18 protein-coding genes are annotated in these 13,638 nt (G+C 37.8%); 9 read left to right on the top strand and 9 right to left on the bottom strand.

Going from position 1 to position 13,638, the window contains the following annotated elements; all coding sequences use genetic code 11:
* Positions 1-12: 12 nt before the first annotated feature.
* Positions 13-957: a tagatose 1,6-diphosphate aldolase gene (locus tag ACUXZ4_RS00090; RefSeq protein ID WP_464973057.1), complete on the bottom strand. Its 945-nt coding sequence runs from the start codon at positions 955-957 to the stop codon at positions 13-15.
* A 259-nt stretch (positions 958-1,216) separates the two neighbouring features.
* Between ACUXZ4_RS00090 and rph the strand changes: the two genes are divergently transcribed.
* The 3 genes from rph to ACUXZ4_RS00075 are packed head-to-tail and all read left to right on the top strand — an operon-like array spanning position 1,217 to position 3,083.
* Complete coding sequence (gene rph, locus ACUXZ4_RS00085) at positions 1,217-1,933, top strand: ribonuclease PH (RefSeq protein ID WP_464973056.1); 717 nt, start codon at positions 1,217-1,219, stop codon at positions 1,931-1,933.
* Between the two features lie 16 nt (positions 1,934-1,949).
* Positions 1,950-2,594, top strand: coding sequence for an orotate phosphoribosyltransferase (gene pyrE / locus ACUXZ4_RS00080; RefSeq protein WP_464973055.1), 645 nt, complete (start codon positions 1,950-1,952; stop codon positions 2,592-2,594).
* An 18-nt stretch (positions 2,595-2,612) separates the two neighbouring features.
* Positions 2,613-3,083 carry an FxsA family protein gene (locus ACUXZ4_RS00075; RefSeq protein ID WP_464973054.1) on the top strand — a complete coding sequence of 157 codons (471 nt, stop codon included), beginning with the start codon at positions 2,613-2,615 and terminating at the stop codon, positions 3,081-3,083.
* Between the two features lie 32 nt (positions 3,084-3,115).
* Here the strand turns inward: ACUXZ4_RS00075 and metJ are convergent, their stop codons facing one another.
* Positions 3,116-3,433 (bottom strand): met regulon transcriptional regulator MetJ, encoded by a 318-nt coding sequence (gene metJ, locus ACUXZ4_RS00070; RefSeq protein ID WP_464973053.1) that lies wholly within the window; start codon positions 3,431-3,433, stop codon positions 3,116-3,118.
* Between the two features lie 191 nt (positions 3,434-3,624).
* On the opposite strand from metJ, the gene aqpZ reads away from it, so the two are divergent.
* Entirely contained in the window at positions 3,625-4,317 is a 693-nt protein-coding gene (aqpZ, locus tag ACUXZ4_RS00065; protein ID WP_464973052.1) for an aquaporin Z, read from the top strand.
* A 37-nt stretch (positions 4,318-4,354) separates the two neighbouring features.
* Here aqpZ and mutM read toward each other — a convergent pair whose 3' ends face one another.
* The 4 genes from mutM to radC all read right to left on the bottom strand — a co-directional run bounded on the left by mutM (position 4,355) and on the right by radC (position 6,528).
* Positions 4,355-5,167 (bottom strand): bifunctional DNA-formamidopyrimidine glycosylase/DNA-(apurinic or apyrimidinic site) lyase, encoded by an 813-nt coding sequence (gene mutM / locus ACUXZ4_RS00060; RefSeq protein ID WP_464973051.1) that lies wholly within the window; start codon positions 5,165-5,167, stop codon positions 4,355-4,357.
* Between the two features lie 57 nt (positions 5,168-5,224).
* Positions 5,225-5,395, bottom strand: a complete 171-nt coding sequence (rpmG, locus tag ACUXZ4_RS00055; RefSeq protein ID WP_464973050.1) for a 50S ribosomal protein L33 — start codon at positions 5,393-5,395, stop codon at positions 5,225-5,227.
* An 11-nt stretch (positions 5,396-5,406) separates the two neighbouring features.
* Positions 5,407-5,643 carry a 50S ribosomal protein L28 gene (gene rpmB / locus ACUXZ4_RS00050; protein WP_005717521.1) on the bottom strand — a complete coding sequence of 79 codons (237 nt, stop codon included), beginning with the start codon at positions 5,641-5,643 and terminating at the stop codon, positions 5,407-5,409.
* A gap of 222 nt (positions 5,644-5,865) precedes the next feature.
* Entirely contained in the window at positions 5,866-6,528 is a 663-nt protein-coding gene (gene radC / locus ACUXZ4_RS00045) for a RadC family protein (RefSeq protein WP_464973049.1), read from the bottom strand.
* 152 nt (positions 6,529-6,680) lie between these two features.
* Between radC and coaBC the strand changes: the two genes are divergently transcribed.
* The 5 genes from coaBC to crp all read left to right on the top strand — a co-directional run bounded on the left by coaBC (position 6,681) and on the right by crp (position 9,977).
* Positions 6,681-7,889: a bifunctional phosphopantothenoylcysteine decarboxylase/phosphopantothenate--cysteine ligase CoaBC gene (gene coaBC, locus ACUXZ4_RS00040; protein ID WP_464973048.1), complete on the top strand. Its 1,209-nt coding sequence runs from the start codon at positions 6,681-6,683 to the stop codon at positions 7,887-7,889.
* A 20-nt stretch (positions 7,890-7,909) separates the two neighbouring features.
* The gene (dut, locus tag ACUXZ4_RS00035) at positions 7,910-8,365 is read left to right on the top strand and encodes a dUTP diphosphatase (protein ID WP_464973047.1); all 456 of its coding nucleotides are present in this window, start codon (positions 7,910-7,912) and stop codon (positions 8,363-8,365) included.
* Positions 8,362-9,018 (top strand): nucleoid occlusion factor SlmA, encoded by a 657-nt coding sequence (slmA, locus tag ACUXZ4_RS00030; RefSeq protein WP_464974033.1) that lies wholly within the window; start codon positions 8,362-8,364, stop codon positions 9,016-9,018. The genes dut and slmA overlap by 4 nt, the downstream gene beginning before the upstream one ends.
* 6 nt (positions 9,019-9,024) lie before the next feature.
* Positions 9,025-9,243, top strand: a complete 219-nt coding sequence (locus ACUXZ4_RS00025; protein WP_464973046.1) for a YheU family protein — start codon at positions 9,025-9,027, stop codon at positions 9,241-9,243.
* Between the two features lie 62 nt (positions 9,244-9,305).
* Positions 9,306-9,977, top strand: coding sequence for a cAMP-activated global transcriptional regulator CRP (crp, locus tag ACUXZ4_RS00020; protein WP_464973045.1), 672 nt, complete (start codon positions 9,306-9,308; stop codon positions 9,975-9,977).
* A gap of 45 nt (positions 9,978-10,022) precedes the next feature.
* Here the strand turns inward: crp and recF are convergent, their stop codons facing one another.
* From recF to dnaA, 3 genes are read right to left on the bottom strand one after another with little or no spacing between them, the layout of a single operon-like run.
* Positions 10,023-11,108: a DNA replication/repair protein RecF gene (gene recF / locus ACUXZ4_RS00015; RefSeq protein ID WP_464973044.1), complete on the bottom strand. Its 1,086-nt coding sequence runs from the start codon at positions 11,106-11,108 to the stop codon at positions 10,023-10,025.
* Between the two features lie 26 nt (positions 11,109-11,134).
* Positions 11,135-12,235, bottom strand: a complete 1,101-nt coding sequence (dnaN, locus tag ACUXZ4_RS00010; protein ID WP_464973043.1) for a DNA polymerase III subunit beta — start codon at positions 12,233-12,235, stop codon at positions 11,135-11,137.
* Positions 12,236-12,267: 32 nt separating this feature from the next.
* Positions 12,268-13,638, bottom strand: coding sequence for a chromosomal replication initiator protein DnaA (dnaA, locus tag ACUXZ4_RS00005; RefSeq protein WP_464973042.1), 1,371 nt, complete (start codon positions 13,636-13,638; stop codon positions 12,268-12,270).

Here is a 13,638-nt window from a genome sequence, read left to right as displayed (position 1 = left end):
TAAAATCCCAAATTATTTTACTGGTGTTGCTGTTCGCATAAGCACTTCATTTAATTCAGTAATATTTTTTAGTCCTTGTTCAAATAACCATTTTTCTGCTTGCTCAGCTCCTTCATTTTTGAAAAACTCCGTACTTCCGCCCCAAGTTGCTCTTCCACAGAGTACACCATTAAAATGAGAGTCTGATGATTTAGCGAATTCTAATGTTGATTGGAATAGTTTAGGTGAAACGCCAGCGCTTAAGAAAATAAATGGTAAATGGGTACTTTCACTTTGTTGTTTAAAATAGTCTTTAGCTGTATCTTGACTATATACTTCCTCATTGCCAAATCCTTGAACAAAATTCATATCAACAGGAACTTCTACTTTGAGTACATCTACATTAAAGCGTGGTTCGGAAAATAATTTCATTGCTTCATTTACTTTTCTTGGTTTTATCTTAGCAAATTCTTTCTTATCCGAAATTTCTGAATCGTAAGTTAATATTTCTAAAAAGAAAGGCATTTCTTCAGCAACACATTCTGAACCAACTCGTTCTACAAACGCTATTTTTTGATCATTAATTGTCGGAGATTCATCAACATCAATATATAGAAGTAACTTAACGGCATCAGCGCCTTTCTCTTTAAGTCTTTTAACCGATACATCATCAATGAGATCTGGTAGACGACCTGGAATATTTTTATCGTAACCTGTTTTCTCATATGCCATAATCAACCCGCATGATTTATCTTTATAATCAGCAGCAGGCCAACCATATTCTGGATCTAATAGAATGGCAGATGCTTGTGAAGTTAGCGTTTTAGAGACTAAACTTTTAAAAGACATTAATTCAGTATCTGTTGCATCTTCTCCTAGCATACGCTTTAACGCTCCACGTTGATCTATTGCTAAGGCGCGGAAAATTTTGTCTTGACCATATAGTTTATTGAGGCGGATTTGTTTCATACTATCCATTTTTGCTCTCCTGTTTGAAGGTATATTATGTTATCTTTCGATATCTTTTGAATTAATAATAATATTTCTTTTTCTTTTGTAAAAGAATAAAAATCGAAAACTGAGAACTGGATCACAAAAAAACGAAAGTTTTAGAAATAAGTATTAATACATTTGAGGAGGTATGTGGATATATAAAGAAAGTTTATTGATGTTAGTTTGCATGTTAGAATAACCGCGTTTTTTAAGCGTGCATGTTGCACATTGTAAGGAATTTATTATGCGTCCAAATAATCGAGCGGCGAATGCTCCCCGTCCAATTAAAATTACTCGTCATTATACAAAACATGCGGAAGGTTCAGTTTTGGTAGAATTTGGTGAAACCAAAGTGATTTGTACTGCAACAGTGGAAGAAACTGTACCGCGCTTTTTGAAAGGTCAAGGGCAGGGCTGGGTCACTGCTGAATATGGTATGTTGCCTCGTTCAACACATAGCCGTATGCAACGTGAAGCCGCGAAAGGTAAACAAGGCGGACGCACGATGGAAATTCAACGTCTTATTGCACGTTCATTGCGTGCAATGGTGGATTTGGAAGCCTTAGGTGAACGTTCTATTACCTTAGATTGTGATGTGATTCAAGCTGATGGCGGTACGCGTACTGCTTCGATTACTGGTGCTTGTGTTGCCTTAATTGATGCGATTAATGGCTTATTAGAAAAAGGCATCTTAAAAACCAACCCAATCAAAGGCTTAGTTGCCGCTATTTCAGTTGGTATTGTTGATAGCGAAGCAGTTTGTGATTTGGAATATGTGGAAGACAGTGCGGCTGAAACGGATATGAACGTTGTGATGATGGAAGATGGCAGAATGATTGAGGTGCAAGGCACTGCTGAAGGCGAGCCATTTAGCCATGCCGAATTATTAACCTTGTTAGATTTAGCAAAACAGGGCTGTGAACAAATTTTTGTGGCTCAACGAGCAGCATTAGCAAACTAAAAGTGCGGTGGAAATTATGCAAGATTATAAAATTGAATTTATTAAATTTGCCTTAAGTCGCAATGTATTACGTTTTGGTGAATTTACCTTAAAGTCAGGTCGTAAAAGTCCTTACTTTTTCAATGCTGGTTTATTTAACACAGGGGCTGACTTAGCACGTTTAGGTGAGTTTTATGCAGCAGCAATTCAAGCAAGCCAATTGAATTACGACGTAATTTTTGGACCTGCTTATAAAGGTATTCCTATTGGTACAACGGTATCGGTTGCATTATTTAACAAATTTGGTTTAGATAAACCTGTTTGTTTTAATCGCAAAGAGGCGAAAGATCATGGTGAGGGCGGCAACTTAATTGGTTCACCACTGCAAGGAAAAGTGTTATTAGTTGATGATGTAATCACTGCTGGCACTGCAATTCGTGAAGCGATGGACATTATCGCAGCAAATGGTGCGAGCTTAAGTGCAGTGGTTATTGCATTAAATCGTAAAGAGCGAGGCAAAGGCGAATTATCAGCAATTCAAGAAGTCGAGCGTGATTATCAATGCGACGTGCTTTCGATTGTTGATTTAGATGATTTAATGCAGTTTATTGAGCAAGATGAACAATATCGTGAATACTTGCCAGCAATGAAAGCATATCGTGAACAATACGGTGTAGCCTAGTGTAATTAAGGAATAACCATGCCAATATTGATATTTCTTTTTGGGATTTTCTTCTATATTTACTGTGAAATTTCACTATTAGTAAATATTGGAGCTAGTATTGGAGTTATTCCGTTAATTTTATTAATGATCGCCATATCCGTCGTGGGATTATGGCTGATTAAATTGCGTGGGGTTGTGGCAGTCTGGGAAATTAGAAAACAACTCAGTGAAGGAAAAATACCAACTCAAGCCGTAATATCATCGGTTTTCTTTGTGATTGCAGGCGTGTTACTGCTTATCCCCGGCTTTTTAAGCGATATTCTCGCGATTTTATTATTACTACCCATAACTCGAACTTTATTTCAAAGCGTGTTATTGAAATACCTTTCCAAAAAGTTCCAATTTGTTTCATTTGGCAGAACGTTTTCTTCTTCTACAAAAGAAGAAACAATTTTTGATGCGGAATTTGAAACTAAGCAAGATAAAGATAAATGGATTAATAAATAAAACTTTTTATTTTTTCACCGCACTTTTGGGGATTAATATTCCCACTCATCAGGATTAACACCTAACTCACGCATAATTTTCTTCGCATCTTCAGGGATTTCATCATGGCGTTCTTTTAACAAATCTTCATCTGTTGGTAGCGGTTGACCCGTAAAGGCGTGTAAAAATGCTTCACAGAGTAGCTCACTATTTGTAGCATGACGTAAATTCTTGATTTGGCGACGTGTACGTTCATTAGTGAGAATTTCCAGTACTTTAATTGGGATGGATACCGTAATTTTCTTCACTTGCTCGCTTTTTTTGCCATGTTCTGCATAGGGGCTGATATATTTTCCATCCCAATTCGCCATAAGATCCTCTGATATAACGATAAATTTTCTAGGGGTATTTTAATCAAAAAAGGAAGGAATAACAATCTGCAAAAGAAGTTAAAAACTTTACATAAACTTTACAAAAAGCGTTGAATTTTTCTGATTTATTACTGACTAACTGAACGGTGCGATAAGCAATCGCCATTTTTATTTTTTATGAGGTTTATTTTATGAAAAAATTATTTGCTGAATTTTTTGGTACATTCTGGTTAGTGTTTGGCGGCTGTGGCTCTGCAGTATTAGCGGCAGCATTTCCTGAATTAGGAATTGGTTTTACAGGCGTTTCATTAGCTTTTGGTTTAACCGTATTAACCATGGCTTACGCTGTAGGTCATATTTCTGGTGGTCATTTTAACCCAGCAGTAACTTTAGGTTTAGTTGCCGGTGGCCGTTTCTCTGCGAAAGAGGCTTTACCATACATTGCATCTCAAGTAATCGGTGGTATCGCAGGTGCCGCAGTACTTTATGCTATTGCTTCAGGTAAAGTAGGTTTTGATGCAGTTGCAAGTGGCTTTGCTTCAAATGGTTTTGGCGAACATTCACCAAATGGTTATTCATTTGCAGCAGTAGTTATTGCTGAAATTGTATTAACTGCATTTTTCTTAATCGTTATTCATGGTGCAACAGATAAAAAAGCACCAGCAGGTTTTGCGCCAATCGCAATTGGTTTAGCGTTAACCTTAATTCACTTAATTAGTATTCCTGTGTCAAATACATCAGTGAACCCTGCGCGTAGTACAGCTGTTGCTGTCTTCCAAGGTGGTTGGGCATTAGAACAATTATGGATTTTCTGGGTTGCTCCAATTGTTGGTGGTATCTTAGGCGGTATTATTTATCGTTCATTATTAGAAACACGTGATTAATCACTTAAAGGAACCCGCTGAAAAGCGGGTTTTTTATTTATTCATTTTGACAATTCGGGCAATAGAAACTGTTTCGTTGCCCGATTATTAAACTTTTAATTTTTTCACCGCAGTTTATGCAAGGTTGATCTACTTTGCCGTAGATTTGCAGCTCTTGTGCAAAATAACCGGGTTTACCATCAGGTTGTACAAAATCTTTCAATGTTGTTCCGCCTTGATGAATAGCACGTTGCAATTCTTTTTTTATCGTTGTTACCAATAATTCTGCTTCAATAGTATTGATACTTCCAGCTTTCTTTAATGGATGTAATTTACATTGAAACAGCACTTCATTGGCGTAAATATTGCCAACGCCAACTACCACAGCATTATCCATTAAGAAGGTTTTAAGTGCGGTGCTTTTTTTGCGAGATTTTTTAAATAGGTAATCAGTATTAAAATCTTCTGATAGCGGTTCAGGCCCAAGTTTAGCGAATAGAGGGAAGTGTGCAATGTCGTCAGTCCATAACCATGCACCAAAACGGCGAGGATCGTTATATCGCATGATTTTTCCATTACTCATCACAATATCTAAGTGATCGTGTTTCTCAATGGGATCTTGTGCTGTGACAATACGAACAGAACCAGACATACCCAGATGTCCAATGATTGCGCCTTTTTCTGTATGAAGGATTAAATATTTTGCGCGGCGAGAAAGTGCGGTGATTTTTTCATGAGAAATTTTGCTCAGTTCTGGGCTAACAGGCCAACGCAGCTGAGGTTGACGTACAATAATCTGTTCAATATAGAAACCTTGAAGGTGGGGGTATATCCCATTTTTCGTCGTTTCCACTTCTGGTAATTCAGGCATAATCAATTCCTATAAAAAAACCCGACTAAAGTCGGGTTTCTTAATGTGATTCTAAAATTATTTAATTTTAGCTTCTTTATAAACAACGTGTTTACGCACTACTGGATCAAATTTTTTGATTTCCATTTTTTCAGGCATATTACGTTTGTTTTTTGTTGTTGTGTAAAAATGACCTGTTTCAGCAGTTGAAACTAATCTAATTTTCTCACGAGTACCTTTAGCTGCCATCTTTTAGCTCCTTAGATTTTCTCGCCACGAGCACGAATGTCAGCTAATACTGCATCAATGCCTTTTTTATCAATAATACGCATACCTTTCGCTGTTAAGCGTAAAGTTACGAAACGTTTTTCGCTCTCAACCCAGAAACGGTGAGTGTGAAGGTTTGGTAAAAAACGACGTTTAGTCGCATTCATTGCGTGTGAGCGGTTGTTACCCACTGCTGGACGCTTGCCTGTTACTTGACAGACTCTAGACATAATAAACTCCAATAATTAAATATAAGCTCGAGCTTATGGTTCGGATACAAAATCAAGACAAAAGCTTGATAGCTACCTCGTCAGGTCGCCATAACCGACCCACTTACTATATTAAAGGTCGCAAATTATACTTGCTTTATCTTCTTTTCTCAAGCAAAAATTTTGCTTATAACGTGAAAATAGTCGATTAGCTTGAAATTTATGAGATCGTTACCATTGTATTCAAAGCCAACCATTTTCGGCAAATGAAAAATAACATCCTTTTCCAATTACAAAATGATCTAATAATTTGATCTCAATAAGATCCGTTGCCTGTTTGATTTTTTGTGTGATTTGGCGATCCGCATTGCTAGGCTCTGAAATTCCAGAAGGATGGTTATGGGCGAGTATTAAGGCGGCTGCGTTACAATATAAAGCGGCTTTAATAATTTCTCTGGGGTGAATGGTGGCAGAATTAATGGTGCCGAGAAACATTTCTTCTTGTTTAATCAGGCGATGTTGATTATCCAAAAATAATACAAGGAAAACTTCACGTTCGTGGTCCTCTAATTCCGTTTGTAAGTACATTCGTACAGTTTCTGTGCTATTAAATATGTGATTCACTTTTAATTCTTCTAATAAATAGCGCCTCGTCATTTCCGTACAGGCTTGCAATTGGATGAATTGAGTAATGCCAATTCCTTTGAAGGCACAAAATTGTTTTTGATTGGCGGATAGTAATCCTCGTAACGATCCAAAATGTGTAAGTACTGCTTGAGAAAGTTGCATAACGGGAAGATTTTTAATGCCCGTACGCAAGAAAATAGCTAATAATTCTTGATTACTTAATGCTTCGGCGCCAAATTGAAGCAATTTTTCTCTAGGCATAAGTGGTTGAGATGACATGATTTTTCCTAAATTTTTTATTTTATTTTGTATTTATCAGTTATAAAAAACGAGGAAGAGATGATCTTTTTGGAACGGAGATCAAAAAATAAAATGTTTTATTGCTGAGTTTGAAGTAGAATGAGCAAAAATGATGTGAAGAAGGACTAACAATGATAAATTTGCACAATAAGCGCGTTGTTGTGGGCATTACGGGGGGCATTGCTGCTTATAAAGCGATTGAACTTATTCGTTTATTACGTAAAGCGCAAGCGGAAGTACGTGTTGTATTAACGCCGGCTGCCGCTGAGTTTGTTACGCCTTTAACGTTGCAAGCAATTTCAGGTAATGCGGTTGCACAATCTTTATTAGATCCACAAGCTGAATTAGCTATGGGGCATATTGAATTAGCTAAATGGGCAGATCTTATTGTTATTGCTCCTGCTTCTGCTGATTTTTTGGCTCGTTTGACAGTTGGTATGGCGAATGATTTGTTGTCCACAATATGTCTTGCAACTCCAGCTCCGATTTTACTGGCACCTGCGATGAATCAACAAATGTTTGCGCAGAAAATAACGCAACAAAATTTAACCGCACTTTTAGCGCGAGGATTGCATACAGTTGGGCCTAATTCAGGTGAGCAAGCTTGTGGTGATGTTGGTTTTGGGCGGATGTCGGAACCCGCTGAAATTTTTACCGCACTTTGTGCGTTGTTAGAGAAAAAGCAAGATTTACAACATTTGTCTGTAGCGATTACTGCAGGACCTACGCGTGAAGCAATTGATCCAGTACGCTATATTAGTAACCACAGTTCTGGCAAAATGGGTTTTGCGATTGCGGAAGCCTTTGCTAAAAGAGGGGCGAAAGTGACTTTGATAGCGGGACCAGTTAATTTGCCAACGCCTGTTAATGTAGCAAGAGTTAATGTGATTTCTGCTCAACAAATGTACGAAAAATCATTAGAAAGTGCGGTGAAGAATCAGATATTTATTGGTTGTGCTGCAGTGGCGGATTACCGCATGGCAGAGGTTGCAGAACACAAAATGAAAAAAACAGCAGGACAAGATGAATTAGTGCTGAAACTAGTTAAAAACCCAGACATTATTGCAACGGTGGCAGCGTTAACGAAAGATCGCCCATTTACAGTGGGTTTTGCTGCTGAAACGCAGGATGTGGAGCAATATGCCAAAGATAAGTTACAACGCAAAAATTTGGATTTAATTTGTGCAAATGATGTGTCAAATGGACAAGCGTTTAACGCAGATCAAAATAGCTTGCATTTATTTTGGCAAGATGGTGATAAACTATTGCCTTTTGCGGATAAAAGTAAGTTAGCAGAACATTTAGCAAATGAAATTGTTGCGCGTTACCAAGATAAATAAAATCATCATAGGATATAACAATGAAAAAAATTGATGTAAAAATTTTAGATGCCCGTATTGGCAACGAATTTCCTTTACCTACTTATGCAACTTCTGGTTCAGCTGGATTGGATTTGCGAGCATTAGTGGATGAAGAATTTGAAATTCAACCCGGAGAAACTAAACTGATCCCAACGGGATTATCAATTTATATTGCGGATCCAAATTTAGCTGCAGTTATTTTACCGCGTTCTGGCTTAGGTCATAAAAATGGTATTGTGTTAGGCAATTTAGTCGGATTAATCGACAGTGATTATCAAGGTCCTTTGATGGTTTCCATGTGGAATAGAGGAAAAGAACCATTCAAAATTGCTGTGGGTGATCGCATCGCACAACTTGTTTTTGTACCTGTGGTGCAGGCAGAATTCAATATTGTTGATACCTTTGAATCGACAGATCGTGGTGAAGGTGGTTTTGGTCATTCAGGTAAGAAATAATGATTGAACAACTTGAAATTGCAGAAGTTGAACCTATGCCAGAAGAAAAAACGGCACCTAAAATAGAAAAACGCAGTGTTCAAGCACGTCGCCAGCAAGTACTTGCAGTGCTATCAAGCATGCTGCATTCTGAACGGGGCATGGAACGAATGACAACTGCAAAACTTGCGGAAGCAGTTGGTGTTTCTGAAGCTGCGCTTTATCGTTATTTCCCAAGCAAAACGAAAATTTTTGAAGCGCTGATTGAGAATATTGAACAAAACTTATTTATTCGTATTTCTCAGTCAATTAAGATGGAAACTAACACAGTGAACCGAATTCATGGTATCCTACAGATGATTCTTGATTTTGCGCGAAAAAATCCAGGTATGACGAGAGTATTAACTGGACATGCTCTCATGTTTGAAGATGCGCAATTACAATTAAGAGTTGCACAGTTTTTTGATCGCTTAGAATTACAATTTGTGAATATTTTACAAATGAGTAAATTACGCGAAGGAAAAAGCTTTGCTACCGATGATCGTACTATAGCGAGTTATTTAGTTACTTTTTGTGAAGGACAGTTTATGCGTTATGTCCGCACTAATTTCCGTCGTTCAGTCAACCAAAGTTTCGAGCAGCAATGGAAATTGTTAGAACAGTTATTTGTGTAATTTCCTATGATTATTCCATGGCAAGAACTTGAAAAACAAACCTTAATTAATCTGGTAGAAAGCTTCATTTTACGTGAAGGTACAGATTATGGTGAAGAAGAGCTATCCCTTGCTCAAAAAACACAAAATTTGCTTGATCAAATTTATCAAGAAAAAGTGGTGATTGTTTGGTCAGAATTGCATGAAACTATTGATATTAAAAACAAAAGGGATTTTTTCCGTTAGAATTCTTTAATGTTATTATGTATGAATTCTTGACTTATTTTTAGGCAAGTAGAGGTTTATTTATGCCAGAACAACTTCAACATCTTGATGTATATCAACCACATAGACCCGCTAATGCAGCGGATCCAACATTAGAGTGGTTTATATCGCATTGCCATATTCACAAATATCCTGTGAAAACAACGATTATTCATGCAGGAGAAAAAGCGGAAACCCTTTATTATTTAATCAAAGGGTCGGCTTCTGTGTCGACAAAAGATGAAGACGATAAAGAAATGTTGCTCACTTATTTAGGGGCAGGAGATTTTTTTGGTGAAGCAGGTTTATTCAATGAAGATGAAGTTCGCTCTGCTTGGGTTAGAGTGAGAACTCCTTGCGAAGTAGCAGAAATTTCATACAAAAAATTCCGTCAGTTAGTTCAAGTGAACCCAGATATTTTAATGATTTTATCTGGTCAACTTGCTAAACGTTTACGTACTACTTCTCAACAAGTGCGTAATTTAGCCTTCTTGGATGTAACAGGTCGCATTGCACAAACTTTATTAAACTTGGCTAAAATGCCAGAAGCAATGACTCATCCTGAAGGGATGCAAATTAAAATTACACGTCAAGAAATAGGGCAAATGGTAGGATGTTCCAGAGAAACGGTGGGACGCATTTTGAAAATGCTAGAAGATGAGCATTTGATTTCCGCTCATGGAAAAACCATTGTCGTATATGGTACGCGTGACTAAAGGAATTAATGAACAAAAAGTGCGGTGAAATTCACCGCACTTTTTTTATGTATTGATTAATTGAATATGACCATTGTGCAATTGAAAGATTTTGGCTTGCTTAGGCTGCATTTGTTTGAGTTGTTCTTTTGTAATTGCAGTGACAAAAACTTGAGATTGGCTATGTTGGAGCCGCTCCGCTAACAAACCTCGTTTAATTTCATCAAGCTCTGAGGCGAAATCGTCAATAAGAAAAATACAGTGGCGATTTTTTTGTTTCATTAAGTGCTCGCCCTGTGCAAGTCGTAAGGCACACATCAGTAATTTTAATTGTCCGCGAGATAGCACATCTTCTGCTGGTAAGCCATTGGCTTTAAAACGAAAATCGGCTTTTTGCGGACCTGAAACCGTATAACCAATTTGCCTATCTCGTTCGAAATTTTCTTTTAATAAACTTGCGTAGTCTGTATCTTTTTCCCAACCTTGATGAAAACTCACTTGAATTTCTAATTCAGGTAAAAATAGCTGGCAGGTTTTTTCTATTTCAGGGCGGAGTTCTTCCGCATAATGTTGCCGCCATTGGCTAACTTGATGTGCTAAAACAGCGAGTTCTTTATCCCAAATGCTGAGTATGTCGTAACGATAGTTCTGTTGCAGAGCGGCATTACGTTGGCGTAGTAAACGGTTTAAATTTGACCAAGCGGAATAAAAAGCGGTTTGGTGGTGGAATAACCCCCAATCTAAGAATGCTCGACGGAAACTGGGACCGCCATTAAGTAAGTTTAGTCCCTCAGGCGTGATGAGCTGCATGGGAAGCAAATGGGCAAGATCGGAAATTTTACTGCCATCTTCACCGTTGATTTTGACAATGGTGTTACCTTCTTTACGTAATTTTTGTAAGCCTACGGACCATTGATGTTGCTGCTCTTGAATACGTCCATGTAATGTGAAGTGGGGTTGTTCGTAACGAATAATTCTAGTCGTAACGTTACTCTTAAAGGAGCGTCCATGACCTAAGTAATAAATAGCTTCAAGTAGGCTAGTCTTTCCGCTGCCATTATTGCCTATTAAAAAGTTAAAGCCGCAATCTAATTCAAGATCAACGGCTGTTAAATTTCTAAAGTTTTCGACAATTAAGCGAGAAATAGCCATAAAGTGCGGTTAAAAAATCAGTAGTTTTATAAACGCATTGGCATGATGACATATTCAGCGCTGCTATCTTCACAATCTTCAATTAAGCAACTTGATGACGCATCAGTGAGACGCATACGCACACGATTACATTTTAGTGCGTTGAGTACATCTAAAATGTAGCTAGCGTTAAAGCCAACTTCCATTTCTTCGCTTTCATAGAATACATCTAAAATTTCTTCTGCTTCTTCATGCTCTGGATTGCTTGCTAAAATTTTCAATTGATTTTGGCTAAGTTGCAAACGCACTGTACGTACTTTTTCCGTTGAAAGAATAGAAGCGCGAACAAAAGATTGTTTTAATGCCTCCCAATCGCTTTCTAAAATACGATCTGCATTGCGAGGTACAACGCGGCGATAATCAGGAAAACGTCCGTCAATTAATTTGGTAGTAAAGACGATAGTGCCAAGCTCTACACGCAAATTATTTGTTCCAATTTTTAAACGAGCAGGCTGTTCGCTGTTTGCATCAAGGAGGCGGGCTAATTCTAAGACACCTTTGCGAGGTACGATAACGGAATGATCTTGTAAAGCCTGTTCCAGAGCAATGGTGCAAACGGCAAGGCGGTGACCGTCAGTTGATACAGTCCGTAATAAGTTGCCTTCGGTTTCTAATTTCATCCCGTTCAATGAATAACGAGCGTCATTGTTCGCCATAGAAAACTGTGTTGCATCAATAAGACGGCGAATGATATTTTGCGTTACTTCAAAATCCACTTCTGATTGCCAGTTCGCAAGATTTGGATATTCTTCTGCAGGGAAGGTGGATAAGTTAAATTTCGTTCTGCCTGAACGAACAATTGCGCGATCTTGTTCAAAATCTACGGTAATGCTTGATTGTTCTGGTAAGCTGCGGCAAATATCAAGGAATTTTTTGGCAGGAATTGTGAAATTGCCTTCACCGCTATTTTGTAGCAACGCTTGAGTTGATAGCTCAACTTCCAAATCCGTTCCAGTAATGGTTAACACATTGCCATTTACTTGTAGCAATACATTGTTTAATACAGGAATATTTGGGCGGTTGCTAAGTACACCACATACTTGTTGTAATGGTTTTAATAAATCTTCTCTTGAAATAATCAGTTGCATATTGATTTTCCTTTCATTGATATTGACCACAATTATGCGGATAAAGTGCGGTTTAAATTTAACCAATCTTCTTGAATATTCGTATCTGTTTCCCGTAATAATTGGATCTGGCGACAAGCGTGTAATACCGTTGTATGATCACGATCGCCGAATGCTTTACCAATTTCTGGTAAACTGCGGTTTGTTAATTCTTTCGCTAACGCCATCGCTAATTGACGTGGTCGAGCAATAGAACGTGAACGATTTTTAGATTTTAAATCAGATACTTTGATACGGTAATATTCTGCCACGATTTTTTGGATATTTTCAATTGTAATCAGTTTTTCTTGTAAAGCCAAAATATCTTTTAAGGTTTCTTGCGCAAACTCAATGGTGATAGGTTTTCCAGTGAATTCTGCATAAGCTTGCACGCGATTTAAAGCACCTTCTAATTCTCGCACATTGGTGCGTAACTTTTTGGCAATAAAGAAAGCAACTTCATCAGGTAAGTGTAATCCTTTTTCCTCTGCTTTCTTCAGTAAAATAGCAATACGGGTTTCTAATTCAGGCGGTTCAATTTGTAGCGTCAATCCCACGCCAAAACGAGATGTTAAGCGCTCAGTGAAATCTTCAATAGCTTTTGGTAAGCGATCTGAAGTAAGAATAATTTGGCGACCGCCTTCAAATAAGGAATTAAACGTATGGAAAAATTCCTCTTGTGTGCCATCTTTTCCTGCAAAAAATTGAATGTCATCGATGAGCAATACATCTAAAGAACGATAGAATTTCTTAAATTGTTCAATACGTTCTGTTCGCAATGCTTTCACCATTTCTTGCACATAGCGTTCTGAATGAATATACACAATTTTAGCTTGAGGATTGTCCGCTAAAATACTGTTACCAATGGCGTGTAATAAATGGGTTTTGCCTAAGCCTGTACTACCATATAAAAATAGTGGATTGGTTAATTTGTCGCCTGGTTGTTTAGACACTTTGAGTGCTGCAGAACGCGCTAACTGGTTGGATTTACCTCCCACGAAATTTTCGAAAACATATTGAGGATCTAAATTCGTGCGAAATACGGGGTTATTTTCCGTATTAACTGGTGTTGAGGATGTTGTAGTTTCAACGACAACTTGAGCTGGTTCTTGTTGTTTCGTCGGTGCGGGCTTGACCCCTTCTTTAATTTTAATAACAAGATTTGGGTTTTGGCTAAGTTGGTACATCATTTTACTGATTTTTTCAAGATAGTGATTTTCAACCCAACTTTTAATAAACACATTGGACGCGTACAAAGTGATTGAATTTTCTTTGTTAGCATCTACTTGCAAGGGACGTAACCACATATTGAAGTCATTTGCAGACATCTGATCTTGTAGTTGTAAGAGGCATTCTTGCCATAATGTTGAGGGATTGAAGCTCAT

The sequence above is a fragment of the Reella acinonychis genome (assembly GCF_052828705.1).
This window is presented reverse-complemented; position numbering and strand designations above follow the sequence as displayed.

Coding starts and splice junctions, on each gene's coding strand:
- dnaN (WP_464973043.1), bottom strand. CDS start 12,235: ATGCAACTGATTATTTCAAGAGAAGATTTATTAAAACCATTACAACAA.
- aqpZ (WP_464973052.1), top strand. CDS start 3,625: ATGAAAAAATTATTTGCTGAATTTTTTGGTACATTCTGGTTAGTGTTT.
- radC (WP_464973049.1), bottom strand. CDS start 6,528: ATGTCATCTCAACCACTTATGCCTAGAGAAAAATTGCTTCAATTTGGC.
- coaBC (WP_464973048.1), top strand. CDS start 6,681: ATGATAAATTTGCACAATAAGCGCGTTGTTGTGGGCATTACGGGGGGC.
- dut (WP_464973047.1), top strand. CDS start 7,910: ATGAAAAAAATTGATGTAAAAATTTTAGATGCCCGTATTGGCAACGAA.
- rph (WP_464973056.1), top strand. CDS start 1,217: ATGCGTCCAAATAATCGAGCGGCGAATGCTCCCCGTCCAATTAAAATT.
- crp (WP_464973045.1), top strand. CDS start 9,306: ATGCCAGAACAACTTCAACATCTTGATGTATATCAACCACATAGACCC.
- pyrE (WP_464973055.1), top strand. CDS start 1,950: ATGCAAGATTATAAAATTGAATTTATTAAATTTGCCTTAAGTCGCAAT.
- mutM (WP_464973051.1), bottom strand. CDS start 5,167: ATGCCTGAATTACCAGAAGTGGAAACGACGAAAAATGGGATATACCCC.
- ACUXZ4_RS00075 (WP_464973054.1), top strand. CDS start 2,613: ATGCCAATATTGATATTTCTTTTTGGGATTTTCTTCTATATTTACTGT.
- dnaA (WP_464973042.1), bottom strand. CDS start 13,638: ATGAGCTTCAATCCCTCAACATTATGGCAAGAATGCCTCTTACAACTA.
- rpmB (WP_005717521.1), bottom strand. CDS start 5,643: ATGTCTAGAGTCTGTCAAGTAACAGGCAAGCGTCCAGCAGTGGGTAAC.
- ACUXZ4_RS00025 (WP_464973046.1), top strand. CDS start 9,025: ATGATTATTCCATGGCAAGAACTTGAAAAACAAACCTTAATTAATCTG.
- recF (WP_464973044.1), bottom strand. CDS start 11,108: ATGGCTATTTCTCGCTTAATTGTCGAAAACTTTAGAAATTTAACAGCC.
- metJ (WP_464973053.1), bottom strand. CDS start 3,433: ATGGCGAATTGGGATGGAAAATATATCAGCCCCTATGCAGAACATGGC.
- rpmG (WP_464973050.1), bottom strand. CDS start 5,395: ATGGCAGCTAAAGGTACTCGTGAGAAAATTAGATTAGTTTCAACTGCT.
- ACUXZ4_RS00090 (WP_464973057.1), bottom strand. CDS start 957: ATGGATAGTATGAAACAAATCCGCCTCAATAAACTATATGGTCAAGAC.